We start from the raw sequence: 14,371 nt of genomic DNA, 5'->3' as shown, positions 1-14,371 counted from the left end.
TGCCGCTAACCCATCGCGATCAACGCGACGGCAAGCGCGGCCATGGCCAGCCCGGCCACTTGCAATAGCGCCAGGCGCTCGCGCAGCACATAGACGCCCAGCAGCGCCGGCACTACAGGATACAGCGAAGAAATCGCCACGGCCGTGCTCATCAGGCCCAGGCGGGCGGCGTGCAGATACAGGGCCAGCGACACCACCGCCGCCGCGCCGATTGCCAGCGCGCGCGGCGCCAGAGCGCACCCCCATGACAGCGGCAGGTGCAGCGACCTGGCCAGCATCGCGACAGTGCACATGGCGGCCAGGCGGTTGGCGGCCAGCGGCCAATACCCCGCCGCATCGCCGGGCATGACGATGGCGGTCGACTGGAGCGCGAAACCCACCCCCGCGATTGCGCCCTCGACGGCGCCCCCGGTCTGCAGGGCTGCCCGCAACTGGTTCCCGCAAGACACCAGCCATAATGCCGTCGCCGCGGCGACGATGCCGACGTAGACCTGGACAGAGGGACGCTCGCCCAGGAACAAGATTCCCACCAGCGCCGGCAAGGCGATAGCGGCGACCGCGCTGACCGGGACTACGACGCAGAGCTGGCCGCGCCGCATGCCCAGGTACAGGAACATGATGCCCACGCCCGTGCCGATGCCCGACAAGGCACCCCACCCCAGCGTGGCCGCGGCCGGCATGCCGGCGCTGCTGGCGATTGCCACGGGCAAGGCGAGCAGCAAGCCGCCCAGCTGCACCAGCGCCGCGATGGACGCCGCGCCGCCGCGGCGCGCCAGCAGCGCGGCGGCGAAGTCTATCAGTCCGAAGATCAGCGCCGACCATAGCGCCAGTAGCGTAGCCAATGTGCCTCCCGTGCCAGCATTGGCCTGCAGCAAGCCATATGCCCCGCGGCGCCGCGATGACCGGCATGGCCGCGCTCAGTCGTCGCCCGCCATGGCCATCTCCGCCTCCGGGCTGCTCATCCCCAGCCCGTGATACTTGCGCCCCAGGTCCACGGTGGCCTGGAAGAAGCCCGCCTTGCTGCCGCAGTCGTAGCGCACTCCCTCGTACTGATAGCCGTAGACATCGCGGCCGGCGAGCAGGCCGGCGATGCCGTCGGTGAGCTGGATCTCGCCCCCGACGCCCGCCTGGGTAGCGCGCAGGTGCTGGAAGATCTCCGGCTCGAGCACATAGCGGCCCACGACCGCCAGCGTGGTCGGCGCGTCGGCCGGCGCGGGCTTTTCCACGATGCCGCTCAGCCGGGCGGTGCGCGCATCGATGCGGCGGCCCGAGATGATGCCGTATTTGTCGGTCTGGTCGCGCGCCACGCTCTGGATGGCCACCACGCTGCCATCGTGGCGGCGCGCGGCATCGATCAGCTGCGCGGTGGCCGGCACGGCGGAATCGATCAGGTCGTCGGCCAGCAGCACGGCGAACGGCTCGTCGCCCACGATGGGCGCGGCGCACAGCACCGCGTGCCCGAGCCCGAGCGGCGCCGCCTGGCGCGTATAGATGCAATTGACGTGGGCGGGTATGACATTGCGCACGGCATCGAGCAGCTTGGTCTTGTGCTTGGCCTCCAGCCCCGCCTCCAATTCCGGCACGCGATCGAAATGGTCTTCGATGGCGCGCTTGTTGCGCCCCGTGATGAAGATCAGTTCGGTAATCCCCGCCTCCACCGCTTCCTCGACCGCATATTGGATGAGCGGCTTGTCGACGACGGGCAGCATTTCTTTCGGCATGGCCTTGGTGGCGGGCAGGAACCGGGTGCCCATGCCGGCGACGGGAAACACGGCTTTGCGGATCGGCTTCATGATGTTCTCGGCAGTTATTGGTGCCGCAGCCGTAGCAAGCGGCGTGCCGCCGTTGCAACAAAAAGCCCGCCGAAGCGGGCCCGAAGACAGGATTGAAGGTTCAGTGCTTGGCTGGGAAGTCGCTGGGCCACTTCATGTAGTCTTCGCGTTCCCCGCGTGACGTGTATGTCATAGTGGTCTCCTGTGGCGTGGAATACGCCTGTTTTCATGAGACCGTTTTTGTGGCGAAAAGTTCCGGTTGTATGTCTTCTTTACCGTAATGACCGGATCATCGGATGAGACTGCAAATGCGCCAACAGGTTCTGCCGCTGGCGCGCAGTCAAGGGCGAGGCCGCGATCAGCCCGGGCCAGTGCGCCGCGGCCGCCTTGACGCAATCGGCGACCGCCTTCGCGGCCGGTTTCTCGGGGATGCCCAGGCCGGCGCAGAACGCCCGCACCATTGCCGGCGACAAGGCCGGCTTGGCGCCCGCCGCCTGCTGGGCGGCGGACCGGCGCGGCTCGAGGGAGGCAGGCACGATCCGCAGCGCGTGTCCGTGGCAGGCATGGTAGGCGGCATAGCCCACGATGTCGTAGGCCGGCGCCAGGCGCGGCGTCCTGCCGTCGGGGTACACCAGCCCGAGGTTCTTCAAGTGCATGTCCGGGTTGCCCAGCATTTCGTTGACGGCCATGCGCCTGAGCAGCTCGTGCACCGCCGCCTCGCCCAGGGTATCGAAAGCCATCAATACCGCCGCCACGTCCAGATAGGTGGCGGCACGGTATTTCTCTTCCGGCATGATGCCCAGGATCTGCGCGAAATCTTCGCAATGGGTGCGGCGGCCGGGCTGGCGGTCGTAGCGCACGACCGCCAGGAACTGGGTGCGCGCGTCGACGTCGCCCAGGTCATAGCCGTGTTCGGCCGAGAGCTTGTCGAGCGGCTCGAGATAGGCGCGGCATACGTCGACGCCCGCCGCGCCGGCCAATTGCAGCGACAGCGCTTCCAGTTCCGGCAGCAGCGGCTGCCCCACCACCGGCAGCTTGGCAATGATGTGCGTGTCGTGGTCGCGCGTGCGCCCCACGTAGCGCTCGCCCTGCTTGATGACCCCCAGCTTGGGCTGCACGCCGGACAACGATACGCCCTGCTCCATGGGGTCGGCCGTCACGGTCATTTCCAGCGCGTCCTGGTCTTGCGTGACGTAATGCGCCAGCTCGTCGCGCGACAGTTCCACCGGGCGGGCATATACATTGCCAGGCAGGTCCGCGCCGCAGGCGGCCAGCATTTCGAAATGATCCCTGGGATCGCAGCCGCGGATACGCGCGACATGGTCGCGGAACACGCCTTCGGGCAGCAGGTTCTGGAAGAACGCCGGCAGGAGCCAGCCATTGTGCGGCGAATGGCGGCCATTGAGCGGTTCGCTGCGCACGTCGGCCCAGAAGGCGGCCTGGTCCTGCGGCGAATCGGCCAGGTAGGCGGCCGACAGGACGGCGGCGCCGGCCTGACGCGCGTAGGCGTCGTCGGCCACGAAGCGGGTCACGACCTCCGCCCCCGGCATGCTGTACTGGAACAGCACGCCGACGCGCTCTGCGCCGATGAAGATGGCCAGCGCCTTGACGTTCATCGGGGCTCTCCCGGGATTTTCCCGCGGGCGACCTGGATGCGCGTGGGCACGCCGGGCTTGGACGGCGCGGCGGCGTCGAAGGCCGGCGCGGCGCCCTTGGGCACCAGCAACACTTCCAGCCCCAGCCGGTCGGCCAGGGCCAGCAGCGTGCTGACTTTGAAATCCTGTTCGCCGCTGAGCACGTTGGTGAGCGTGCGCTGCGCCACGCCGGCGGCTTCGCGCAGCGACGCCTGGGTCTGGCCGCGCTCTTGCAGGCGCTGCCGCAGCACGGCCGCAATGGCTGACAAGGTTTTCATGGCATTAAAGTAGTTCAATGAGCAACATGACTACTATATTGCCATATTTCCCTATATCAATAGCATTAAAGTAGTTAGAAATTAAAAAATACTACTTTAATGCCACAATGTGTTATTGAAAGGCGGTTTCCATGAACGTGCGCAGCTTGCGCGAGTGGAGGCGTTCCGGCGGCATCTCGCGCAGGCGTTCCAGCGCCCGGATGCCGATTTCCAGGTGCTGGTTCACCTGTCCGCGATAAAAGGCACTGGCCATGCCGGGCAGTTTGAGTTCGCCGTGCAGGGGCTTGTCCGATACGCACAGCAAGGTGCCGTACGGCACCCGGAAGCGGAACCCGTTGGCGGCGATAGTGGCGGACTCCATGTCCAGGGCGATCGCGCGCGACTGGGTGAAACGCTCCACCAGTTCGGTGTGGTCGCGCAGTTCCCAATTGCGGTTGTCGATGCTGGCAACCGTGCCGGTGCGCATGATGCGCTTGAGCTCCCAGCCCGACAGGCCCGCCACTTCCTCGACCGCCTGTTCGAGCGCGACCTGCACTTCCGCCAGCGGCGGCACCGGCACCCAGGTCGGCAGGTCGTGATCCAGCACGTGGTCGTCGCGTACATAGCCATGCGCCAGCACATAGTCGCCCAGGCGTTGGGAATCGCGCAGGCCGGCGCAATGGCCCAGCATCAGCCAGGCATGCGGGCGCAGCACGGCAATATGGTCGGTGATGGTCTTGGCGTTGGAGGGCCCGACGCCGATATTGACCAGCGTAATGCCCGAATGATTGGGCCGCACCAGGTGGTAGGCAGGCATCTGCGGCAAGCGCAGGCCCCCGGCCGGCGCGGGTGGCGGGGCATTATCGCCGCGGCGCGTGATCCGGTTGCCCGGCTCGACCAGCGCATCGTAATCGCCATTGCCGCTGGCCATCAGCGCCCGGGCGCGGGCGCAGAATTCGTCGACATAGAACTGGTAATTGGTGAACAGCACGAAGTTCTGGAAATACGCGGGCGCCGTGGCCGTGTAATGCTGCAGGCGATGCAACGAGTAATCGACGCGCGGCGCCGTGAAAGGCGCCAGCGGCCGGGGCTCGCCTTCGCGTCCGCGCCACGAGCCATTGACAATGGCATCATCGGTCACGGCCAGGTCGGGCACATCGAACAAGTCCCGCAGCGGCCGTCGCATGCCTTCCAGGCGCTCGCCTTCCACATAGGCGCCGTCCGGAAAAGCGAAATGCAGCGGAATGGGCGAGTCGGACTCGCCGATTTCCACCGCCACGCGGTGGTTCTGCAGCAGCAGGCCGATCTGCTCGATGAAATAGTCGCGGAACAGGGCCGGTTGCGTCACCGTGGTCTGGTAGACGCCGGGTTCGGCCACGTGGCCGAATGACAGCCGGGTGTCGATAGGATCGTATGTGTCCACGGCGAGACGGATGGCCGGATAGCACGCCCGCACCGGCCCGGGCAGGTCGCGCCCATTGACCACGTCCTGGAACGCCGCGCGGATGAACGCGGTATTGCGCCCATAGATCTCGGTCAACCGGTCCACGGCCGCCTGCGCCTGGTCGAACCGCTGGAACTCGATGGGGTCGGGGCGACGAACAGCAGAGATGGAAAAGTCAATAGTCATGAAACGATTTCCGGAAGACAGCATGCCGGCGGCGTGGCTGCCTGGATTATGCCGCAACCGCATGACCCCACTTGCGCTCGCGCAAGCCACCCGCATCTGTCTGCATCATCCTAGTAATAACCCGTAAATGCAAAGAAACGTCAATCCGTTAAAATACCGCTGGCTGCGTTGTATACGCGCCACACTCGCCGCCGGCCTGACGTAGTCAGCCATCCCGCCCGCTCCGATTTTTGAAGTGTCGCAATGACTCCACCGACGCGAAAAGTCCGTCCTGCCCTATCTGCCCTTCCCGCATTCCTGGCCGCCCCCCTCCTGGCGCTCGGCCTGTCCTGGCTCCCCCTCTCTTCCGCCCATGCGTCGCTCTCGCCCGAAGCCCTGGCTTCGCTCAAGGGCCTGCGCCTGATCGATCCGCTCACGGTGCCGTCGCTGTCCGACATGGTGGTGCGCGCCGGGCTCGATACCCTCGGCACGCCCTATGTGTGGGGCGGCGAAGACCCGGACGGCGGCTTCGATTGCAGCGGCCTGACGCAATTCGTGTACCGCGAGATCGCCGGCGTGGAGCTGCCGCGCACCGCCCGCGAGCAGCGCCGCGCCGGCAAGTCGGTCGACAAGAAGCAGCTCAAGCCGGGCGACCTGGTCTTCTTCGCCACGCGCCGCCGCGGCGGCGTGTCGCACGTGGGCATCTACATCGGCCAGAACCAGTTCGTGCACGCCCCCACGCGCGGCTCCAAGGTACGCATCGACACCCTCGACAACAGCTATTGGTCGCGCCACTACGTCACGGCGCGACGCTACCTCGACACGGCCCCGGCCACCGCCCCGGCAGGCCACCTGATCGCCAAGGCCGACACCGCCGCGCCCTGAGCCGGCCACCCCGGCCCGCAACAAAAAAGCGCCCGTTCGCGGGCGCTTTTTTCATGTCCACGCGCTGGCTCAGCCGCGTCCCACGAACGGCATGTTGGTGGCCATGATGGTCATGAACTGCACATTGGCATCGAGCGGCAGCTTGGCCATGGACACGACGGCATGCGCCACGTGCGCCACATCCATGCGCGGCTCGGCGCGGCGGCTGCCATCGGCCTGCAGGATGCCGGCCGCCATGCGTTCGGTCATGTCGGTGGCGGCATTGCCGATGTCGATCTGGCCGCAGGCGATGCCGTAGGCGCGGCAGTCCAGCGAAATAGATTTGGTCAGCCCGGTGACGGCGTGCTTGGTGGCCGTATAGGCAATCGACATGGGGCGCGGCGCGTGCGCCGAGATGGAGCCGTTGTTGATGATGCGCCCGCCGCCCGGCTGCTGCGCCTTCATCAGGCGGATGGCGGCCTGGGCGCACAGGAACATGCCCGTCAGGTTGATGTCGACCACTTCGCGCCACAAATCGACCGGCAGGTCCTCGATGGGCACCGCGGGCGTGTTGCGGCCCGCGTTGTTGAACAGGACATCAAGCCGGCCGTAAGCACGCTGGGTTTCGTCGAACAGGCTGCGCACGGCCTGCTCATCGGAAACGTCGGTCGGCACCACCAGCGCCCGCACGCCGTCTTCGCCGGCGGCGGTGCGGGTCTGCTCCAGCATCTCGCGGCGCCGGCCAGCCAGCACCACACGATAGCCCTGTGCCAGGAATTCGAGCGCCACCGCCCGGCCTATGCCTGTCCCGGCCCCGGTCACCAACGCAACCTGGGCGCTGGGTTGGTCTTTCGCATGCATCCGAATCTCCATCTGATTGAACCGCAAAATCCTAACGCAATCGGCACGCAGGGGTTGCAAGTAGCAGTGACGAGGACGCGCACCGGCTTACAAGGAATATATAATTATTCCTAATTTGCTTATTTCCAATAGGAATTAAGCGCCACCAGCGCCTGTGCTGGAGCCAGTCGAAGTATGCACCTTTTCTATCGAAAAGTTGCGCCCTTTGTTTCTTCTGTTGCAGCAATGACCCTTTCCCTATTCTCCTGTCCTCCACCGCGCCCCGCGCCCTGGCCCGCCGCTGTGGCGCTGGCCCTGTCACTGGCGGCGGGCCCGGCGGTGGCCCAATCCATCGACGCGGCGCGCATCGCCGCCAGCGGCGCCAACGGCGCGGCGGCCTGCGCCACCTGCCATGGCGCGCGCGGCGAAGGCAACCCCGCCGCGAACTTTCCCCATCTGGCCGGGCTGGGCAGTGATTATCTGCGCGAGCAACTGGAGGCGCTGGCCAATGGCTCCCGGCCGAATCCCGTGATGGCGCCGATTGCCGCGGCGCTGAACGCCGACCAGCGCGCCGCGCTGGCGGACTATTACGCCGGCCTGCCCGCCCCCTTTGATGCCGATCGCCTGGCGGCGACCCGCGCCGCCGCCATTACACCGGCCGACGCCGGCGCCTGGCTGGCCAATCGCGGCGCCTGGGAGCGCAACATTCCGGCCTGCAGCCAGTGCCACGGACCCGGCGGCATTGGCGTGGGCACCGCGTTCCCCGCTCTGGCGGGCCAGTCGGCCGCCTACATTGCCGGGCAACTGCGCGCCTGGCGCGAAGGACGCCGCCCGCCAGGGCCACTGGCCCTGATGCCGGCAGTGGCCACGCGCCTGTCGGACCAGGAGATCGATGCCGTCGCCGCGTACTATGCGGACCTGCCCAAGGCCGCGCAGGGCCAGGCCGGCCAACCCGCGGGAGGCCGCCAATGAAGCTCCGCCGACGTCTCTCCGCCCGCCTGATGGCCGCATTGGCATGTACGCTCGCCGCGCAGGCGAGCGCGGCCGAGGCCCCGCCCGCGTTCACCCCGCCCGCGCCCGGCAGCATTCCCGACACGCCATTCGGCGAGGTGGTGCGCCAGGGCGAGCAGTTGTTCATCAATACCCCCGACCATGCCGCCAAGTTCGTCGGCAACGACCTGAATTGCGCCAGTTGCCACCTGGATGCCGGCCGGCGGCCCGATTCGGCGCCCATGTGGGCGGCCTATGTGCTGTACCCGGCCTACCGGGCCAAGAACGGCCACGTCAATACCTTGGCCGAGCGCCTGCAGGGCTGCTTCCGGTACAGCATGAACGGCCAGCCGCCGGCGGCCGACGATCCGGTGATCGTGGCGCTGGAAAGCTATATGTTCTGGCTGGCCAGCAAGGCCCCCACCGGCGTCAAGCTGGCGGGCCAGGGCTACCGCAAGCTGCCGCCGCCGGCCGCCAAGCCGGACTACCTGCGCGGCCAGGAGGTATACGGCCAGTATTGCGCGGTATGCCACGGCGCCGAAGGCCAGGGCCAGAAAAACGGCAAGCACTGGGTGTTCCCGGCGCTGTGGGGCGACGCGTCGTATAACTGGGGCGCGGGCATGCACCAGCTCGGCAATGCGGCGGCCTTCATCCACGCCAACATGCCGCTCGGCCAGGCAGGCCTGCTCAGCGAGCAGCAAGCCTGGGACGTGGCCTATTTCATGAACGCCCACGAGCGTCCCCAGGACCCCCGCTACACCGGGTCGGTGGCCGAGACCCGCGCCAAATACCACGACACCGAAGACTCGCTGTACGGCCTGGAAGTCCGGGGCCATCTGCTTGGCAGCGCCGCGCCGCCGCCCGGCGGCAAACTGCGCGCCGACCGCTAGCCACGGGGCGCCGCGACGGCCGCCGCCCCATGGCGGCAGCCGATTTGCTATTCTTCGCGTCTTACCCCTGTACGTCCCGTCCGATTCATGTCCGACCACCCTCCCGGCAATGTTTTCATGATCGTCGCGCCCAGCGGCGCCGGCAAATCCAGCCTGGTCAAGGCCCTGCTCGACCAGGACAAGTCGCTGGCTCTCTCGGTGTCGTGCACCACGCGCGCGCCGCGCAAGGGCGAAGTCGACGGGCGCGAATACCGCTTCATCACCCCCGAGCAATTCGACGAGCTGCGCAAGAGCCAGGCCCTGCTCGAGTGGGCCGAAGTGCACGGCAATTTCTACGGCACGCCGCGCGACCTCATCGACCAGGCCACCCGCGAGGCGCGCGACGTGCTGCTGGAGATCGACTGGCAGGGCGCGCGCCAGGTCAAGCAGCGCTATCCGGACGCCATCGGCATCTTCATCCTGCCGCCCTCCATCGAGGAACTCGAGCATCGGCTCAAGGCGCGCGGCCAGGATGCGCCCCAGGTGATCGCGCGCCGGCTGCTGGCTGCGGGCGGCGAGATCGCGCACGCGCCGGAATGCGAATATGTTATTATTAATCAAGAATTTAGCGTAGCCTTGGCGGAACTGGTGCAAATCATCAGCGCTGCCCGGCTGCGTTTTTCGTCTCAGGCCGTCCGCCACGCGCCCCTGTTCGCGCAACTGGGCATTCCGGCGGCGCACTGACACGGTTTTCCCCCTTTCAACATTCCTTCCAGGTATCTCATGGCCCGTATTACCGTCGAAGACTGTCTGACCCAAGTCCCCAACCGCTTCAAGCTCACGCTGGCCGCCACCTATCGCGCCCGCGAGCTGGCGCAGGGTCATGCGCCGCGCATCGACAGCAAGGACAAGCCCACGGTGACCGCCCTGCGCGAGATCGCCGGCGGCCACACCGGCCTGGAAATGCTGCGCAAAGTCCCCACCTGATCCGGGCCTGGGGGCGGCAACATGGCTTTTCCCCGGCTGAAGTATGCTTCCACGGGCCTGCTCGCCGCCCTGCGCGCGGGCTCCCGCCTGGGACGCCGCCCCGGCAAGAAGGGTTCCCCCGCCCAGTTGGCCGCGCCGGCCGATGCCGCCGACGCACAGCCCTCGCCGGTTGCCTCGCTGGCCCCGCTGACCGAGATCATCGGCAGCTACCTCGACAAGAAAGACGTCGAACGCGTGCGCGAAGCCTATCGCTTCGCCGACCAGGCGCACCTGGGCCAGTTCCGCGCGAGCGGCTCGCCCTATATTTCGCATCCCATCGCGGTCACGGAGATCTGCGCCGCCTGGAAGCTCGACGCCAATGCGCTGTCGGCCGCCCTGCTGCACGACGTGATCGAAGACCAGGGCATCGCCAAGCACGAGCTGGCCGAGAAATTCGGCACCGAAGTCGCCGACCTGGTCGACGGGCTCTCCAAGCTCGACCGCCTCGACTTCGCCACCAAGGCCGAACAGCAGGCCGAGAGTTTCCGCAAGATGCTGCTGGCCATGGCGCGCGACGTGCGGGTCATCCTGATCAAGCTGGCGGACCGCCTGCACAACATGCGCACGCTCGACGCGGTCAGCCCCGAGAAGCGCCGCCGCATCGCCCGCGAAACGCTCGACATCTACGCCCCCATCGCGCATCGCCTGGGCCTGAACGTGCTGTTTCGCGAACTGCAGGACCTCTGCTTCGCGGCGATGTTCCCCAACCGCTACGAAGTCCTGTACCGGGCCGTGCTGGCTGCCCGCGGCAACCGCCGCGAAGTGATCGGCAAGATCGGCGACGCGGTGCGGGCCGCGCTGCCCGCCGCGGGCATCGAGGCCGAGGTCTCCGGCCGCGAAAAAACGCTCTATGGCATCTACACCAAGATGGTCGAGCAGAAGAAGTCGTTCTCCGAGGTGCTCGACATCTACGGCTTCCGCGTCATCGTGCACACGCTGCCGGAATGCTACCTGGCGCTGGGCACGCTGCACCAGCTCTACCGGCCGGTACCGGGCAAGTTCAAGGACTACATCGCCATCCCCAAGGTCAACGGCTACCAGTCGCTGCACACCACGCTGGTGGGCCCGTACGGCACGCCGGTCGAGTTCCAGTTCCGCACCCGCGACATGCACCACATCGCCGAGGAAGGGGTCGCGTCGCACTGGCTGTACAAGGGCGCGGATGTCTCGCTGAACGACCTGCAGAAGCGCACCCACCAGTGGCTGCAATCGCTGCTCGACATCCAGAGCCAGACCGGCGATTCCGGTGAATTCCTGGAGCACGTCAAGGTCGACCTGTTCCCGGACGCGGTGTATGTCTTCACCCCGCGCGGCAAGATCATTTCACTGCCGCGCGGCGCCACGCCGGTCGACTTCGCCTATGCCATCCACACCGACATCGGCAACCAGGCGGTGGCGGCGAAGGTCAACAACGAATTCGTGCCGCTGCGCACCGAACTGAGCAGCGGCGACGCGGTCGAGATCATCACCTCGCCGGCCTCGCGGCCCAACGCGCAATGGCTCAACTACGTGCGCACCGGCCGCGCGCGCTCCGAGATTCGCCACTACCTGCGCACCGTCAAGTACGAAGAATCGGTGGCGTTCGGCGAGCGGCTGCTCGAGCAGGCCCTGCAGGAACTGCACCTGGCCCTGCCGGCGTCCGACGACCCCGCCTGGCAAAAGCTGGCCCGCAGCACGGGCGCCAGCTCGCGCGAGGAGATCCTGGCCGATATCGGGCTGGGCAAGCGCCTGGCCGCCGTCGTGGCACGCCGCTTTGCCCCCGAACACCAGTTGGTGGCCACCACCGCGGCCGCCGTGGACGAGATCACTTCGGCCCGCAGCGCGCCCATCCTGATCCAGGGCAACGAAGGCCAGGCGGTGCAACTGGCGCCATGCTGCGGCCCCCTGCCCGGCGACCCCATCGTGGCCGGGCTGCGGCTTGGCCAGGGGCTGGTGGTGCACACCGCCGACTGCCCGATCGCGGTGCGCCAGCGCGCCCGCGAGCCCGAGCGCTGGGTCAACGTGGCCTGGGACGCGCAGACCGCCAAGCACCTGTCCACCCGGCTCGATGTCATCACGCGCAATGAACGCGGCGTGCTGGGCCGCCTGGCCGCGGAAGTGACGGCGACCGACGCCAACATCGTGCAGATCACCATGCACGACGACGCGGTGTCCACCGTGTCGCTGCACCTGACCATACAAGTCGACAGCCGCAAGCACCTGGCGCAGGTCATACGGGCCATCCGCCACGTGCCGCAGGTACAGAAGATCGTGCGGGTCAAGGGCTGACGCTGCCCGCGCCAATACACCGCGTGTATCGGCTGAACCAAATATAGTATTTTACGCAGCCCACCCCGCTGCCTAGGATGGCGGACATCGCGCTTCTGAAGGATGCCCGCATGTCCGCTTCCATTACTGTCGCCGCCGGCGCCGCCCCGCTCCCCTGCCATCCGCCGGCGCGAGGAACGGCATGAGCGGCCCGCTCGAAGGCGTGCGCATCATCGACATCACGACGGTGCTGATGGGGCCGTACGCCACCCAGATCCTAGCCGACCAGGGCGCCGACGTGGTCAAGGTGGAACCGCCGGGGGGCGACAACGTGCGCGGCATCGGCCCCTGCCGCCACCCCGACATGGGCGGCATCTTCCTGCATGCCAACCGCGGCAAGCGCAGCATCGTGCTCGACCTCAAGCAGCCCGAGGGCCGCCAGGCCTTGCTCCAGCTCGCGGCCACGGCCGATGTGCTGGTCTACAACGTGCGGCCCCAGGCGATGGCACGCCTGGGTCTGGCGTATGAAGAGGTCGCGGCGGCGAACCCGGATATTCTCTACGTCGGCGTATATGGCTTCGATCAGCGCGGGCCGTATGCCGCCAAGGCGGCTTATGACGACCTGATCCAGGGCGCAGTGGGCATTCCGTTCCTGTCCATGCAGGCCGGCGGCGAAACGCCTCGCTACGCGCCCAGCGCGATCGCCGACCGCGTCGTCGGCATCAGCGCCGCGCAGGCGATCACCGCCGGGCTCTATCACCGCGCGCGCACTGGACGCGGCCAGGCCATCGACGTGCCGATGTTCGAAACCATGGCGCAATTGGTCCTGGGCGACCATCTGGGCGGCTCCAGCTTCGACCCTCCGCTGGGGCCGCCGGGATATCCCCGCATCCTGAATCCGGACCGCCGGCCCTATGCCACGCGCGACGGGCATATATGCGTGCTGATCTATTCGGACAAGCAGTGGGCGAGCTTCTTCACCCTGATCGGCCGCCCGGAGGTCTACCGCGACGATCCACGCTTCCGCGATATCGGCACCCGGACCCGGCATATCCGCGAGATCTATCGGCTGGTGGCGGAAGTTCTGGCAACCCGCACGACCGACTACTGGCTAGAGGCGCTGGAAGATGCGGATATCCCGGCCATGCCCATGAACAGTCTCGACAACCTGCTGCGGGACCCGCACCTTCAGGCGATCGGTTTTTTCCAGGCGGTCGACCATCCGACGGAGGGACGCCTGCGCACCATGGCGACGGCCGCGCAATGGAGCCGCACCCCGCCCGGCAAGCCGCGCCCCGCGCCGCGCCTGGGGCAGCACAGCGTCGAAATACTGAAAGAAGCCGGCTACGGCGACGCGCACATCGCCGCGCTGCTGCGCCAGCGAGTCACCGCCGCAAGCGACACGAACGAACCTTCCCCATCATGAACACGAAACCCTTTCTGCGCCTCGAACGCGACGGCGCCGTGGTCATCCTGACCATGGACCGCCAGGAGACGCGCAATGCGCTGTCCGACGATGATGCGGTGTCCGCGCTGGTGGATGCCTGCGCGCAGATCAACACCGACCTGTCGGTGCGCGCGGTCATCCTCACCGGCGCCGGCGATACATTCTCTTCGGGCGGCAATCTCAAGACCCTGCGGGCCCGCATGGGCGCAGGGCTGGGCGCTCCGCCGCACAGCCGCAATGCCTATCGCAACGGCATCCAGCGCGTGCCCTTGGCGCTCTACGAACTGGAAGTACCGACCATTGCCGCGGTCAACGGCCCTGCGCTCGGCGCCGGCAACGACCTGGCCTGCATGTGCGACATCCGCATCGCTTCCGAGCGCGCCAGTTTCGCGGAGAGCTTCGTGCGGCTCGGCCTGACCGCCGGTGACGGCGGGGCCTGGCTGCTGCCGCGCATCGTAGGCATGTCGCGCGCCTGCGAGCTGGCCTTCACAGGCAAGACCATCGACGCCCCCCGTGCGCTGGCATACGGACTGGTGTCGGAAGTCGTCCCCCCCGATGCGCTGCTGCCGGCCGCGCTGGACCTGGCGCGCGAGATCGCGCGCCATCCCGGCCACGCGATGCGCCTGACCAAGCGCCTGCTGCGCGAAGGCCAGCACACGCGCCTGGACACCCTGCTGGAACTGTCGGCAGCCTACCAGGCGCTCGCCCACCACACGGAGGAACATGAGACCGCGCTGCAGGCCGCCTTGACGCGGCTGCGGCGCTGAAGGCCCGCACTGACGCGGCCCCATAAGCGACGCCGGCCATGATCGGCGC

General features: G+C 67.5%; 14 protein-coding genes. 8 read left to right on the top strand and 6 right to left on the bottom strand.

Annotated elements, in window-relative coordinates:
- Positions 1 to 5: 5 nt before the first annotated feature.
- The 5 genes from ACKTT0_RS19780 to ACKTT0_RS19760 all read right to left on the bottom strand — a co-directional run bounded on the left by ACKTT0_RS19780 (position 6) and on the right by ACKTT0_RS19760 (position 5,293).
- Positions 6 to 842, bottom strand: coding sequence for an EamA family transporter (locus ACKTT0_RS19780; RefSeq protein WP_407851477.1), 837 nt, complete (start codon positions 840 to 842; stop codon positions 6 to 8).
- 75 nt (positions 843 to 917) lie between these two features.
- The gene (gene galU / locus ACKTT0_RS19775) at positions 918 to 1,793 is read right to left on the bottom strand and encodes a UTP--glucose-1-phosphate uridylyltransferase GalU (RefSeq protein WP_407851476.1); all 876 of its coding nucleotides are present in this window, start codon (positions 1,791 to 1,793) and stop codon (positions 918 to 920) included.
- A 251-nt stretch (positions 1,794 to 2,044) separates the two neighbouring features.
- Positions 2,045 to 3,388 carry a type II toxin-antitoxin system HipA family toxin gene (locus ACKTT0_RS19770; RefSeq protein WP_407851475.1) on the bottom strand — a complete coding sequence of 448 codons (1,344 nt, stop codon included), beginning with the start codon at positions 3,386 to 3,388 and terminating at the stop codon, positions 2,045 to 2,047.
- The gene (locus ACKTT0_RS19765; RefSeq protein ID WP_407851474.1) at positions 3,385 to 3,684 is read right to left on the bottom strand and encodes a helix-turn-helix domain-containing protein; all 300 of its coding nucleotides are present in this window, start codon (positions 3,682 to 3,684) and stop codon (positions 3,385 to 3,387) included. The genes ACKTT0_RS19770 and ACKTT0_RS19765 overlap by 4 nt, the downstream gene beginning before the upstream one ends.
- A gap of 112 nt (positions 3,685 to 3,796) precedes the next feature.
- Positions 3,797 to 5,293: an AMP nucleosidase gene (locus ACKTT0_RS19760; protein ID WP_407851473.1), complete on the bottom strand. Its 1,497-nt coding sequence runs from the start codon at positions 5,291 to 5,293 to the stop codon at positions 3,797 to 3,799.
- Positions 5,294 to 5,536: 243 nt separating this feature from the next.
- Between ACKTT0_RS19760 and ACKTT0_RS19755 the strand changes: the two genes are divergently transcribed.
- A complete protein-coding gene (locus ACKTT0_RS19755) occupies positions 5,537 to 6,157 on the top strand; it encodes a C40 family peptidase (protein WP_407851472.1) in 621 nt (206 codons plus the stop codon).
- Positions 6,158 to 6,226: 69 nt separating this feature from the next.
- Here ACKTT0_RS19755 and ACKTT0_RS19750 read toward each other — a convergent pair whose 3' ends face one another.
- Positions 6,227 to 6,997, bottom strand: a complete 771-nt coding sequence (locus tag ACKTT0_RS19750; RefSeq protein ID WP_407851471.1) for an SDR family oxidoreductase — start codon at positions 6,995 to 6,997, stop codon at positions 6,227 to 6,229.
- A gap of 225 nt (positions 6,998 to 7,222) precedes the next feature.
- On the opposite strand from ACKTT0_RS19750, the gene ACKTT0_RS19745 reads away from it, so the two are divergent.
- From ACKTT0_RS19745 to ACKTT0_RS19715, 7 genes are all read left to right on the top strand, one after another.
- Positions 7,223 to 7,948 carry a c-type cytochrome gene (locus ACKTT0_RS19745; RefSeq protein ID WP_407851470.1) on the top strand — a complete coding sequence of 242 codons (726 nt, stop codon included), beginning with the start codon at positions 7,223 to 7,225 and terminating at the stop codon, positions 7,946 to 7,948.
- Complete coding sequence (locus ACKTT0_RS19740) at positions 7,945 to 8,856, top strand: c-type cytochrome (protein ID WP_407851469.1); 912 nt, start codon at positions 7,945 to 7,947, stop codon at positions 8,854 to 8,856. Before ACKTT0_RS19745 ends, ACKTT0_RS19740 begins: the two co-directional genes overlap by 4 nt.
- Before the next feature lie 87 nt (positions 8,857 to 8,943).
- The gene (gene gmk, locus ACKTT0_RS19735; protein ID WP_407851468.1) at positions 8,944 to 9,579 is read left to right on the top strand and encodes a guanylate kinase; all 636 of its coding nucleotides are present in this window, start codon (positions 8,944 to 8,946) and stop codon (positions 9,577 to 9,579) included.
- Between the two features lie 39 nt (positions 9,580 to 9,618).
- Positions 9,619 to 9,822 carry a DNA-directed RNA polymerase subunit omega gene (rpoZ, locus tag ACKTT0_RS19730; protein WP_028356249.1) on the top strand — a complete coding sequence of 68 codons (204 nt, stop codon included), beginning with the start codon at positions 9,619 to 9,621 and terminating at the stop codon, positions 9,820 to 9,822.
- Between the two features lie 21 nt (positions 9,823 to 9,843).
- Positions 9,844 to 12,129 (top strand): RelA/SpoT family protein, encoded by a 2,286-nt coding sequence (locus tag ACKTT0_RS19725; protein ID WP_407851467.1) that lies wholly within the window; start codon positions 9,844 to 9,846, stop codon positions 12,127 to 12,129.
- A 181-nt stretch (positions 12,130 to 12,310) separates the two neighbouring features.
- The gene (locus ACKTT0_RS19720) at positions 12,311 to 13,534 is read left to right on the top strand and encodes a CaiB/BaiF CoA transferase family protein (RefSeq protein ID WP_407851466.1); all 1,224 of its coding nucleotides are present in this window, start codon (positions 12,311 to 12,313) and stop codon (positions 13,532 to 13,534) included.
- A complete protein-coding gene (locus tag ACKTT0_RS19715; RefSeq protein ID WP_407851465.1) occupies positions 13,531 to 14,322 on the top strand; it encodes a crotonase/enoyl-CoA hydratase family protein in 792 nt (263 codons plus the stop codon). The genes ACKTT0_RS19720 and ACKTT0_RS19715 overlap by 4 nt, the downstream gene beginning before the upstream one ends.
- Positions 14,323 to 14,371: the final 49 nt, after the last annotated feature.

The organism is Bordetella saccharivorans (genome assembly GCF_045862855.1).
GTDB lineage: Bacteria > Pseudomonadota > Gammaproteobacteria > Burkholderiales > Burkholderiaceae_B > Bordetella_A > Bordetella_A petrii_F.
Note: the sequence above shows the minus strand (reverse complement) of the source record. Positions and strands in the feature narration are given on the sequence as shown.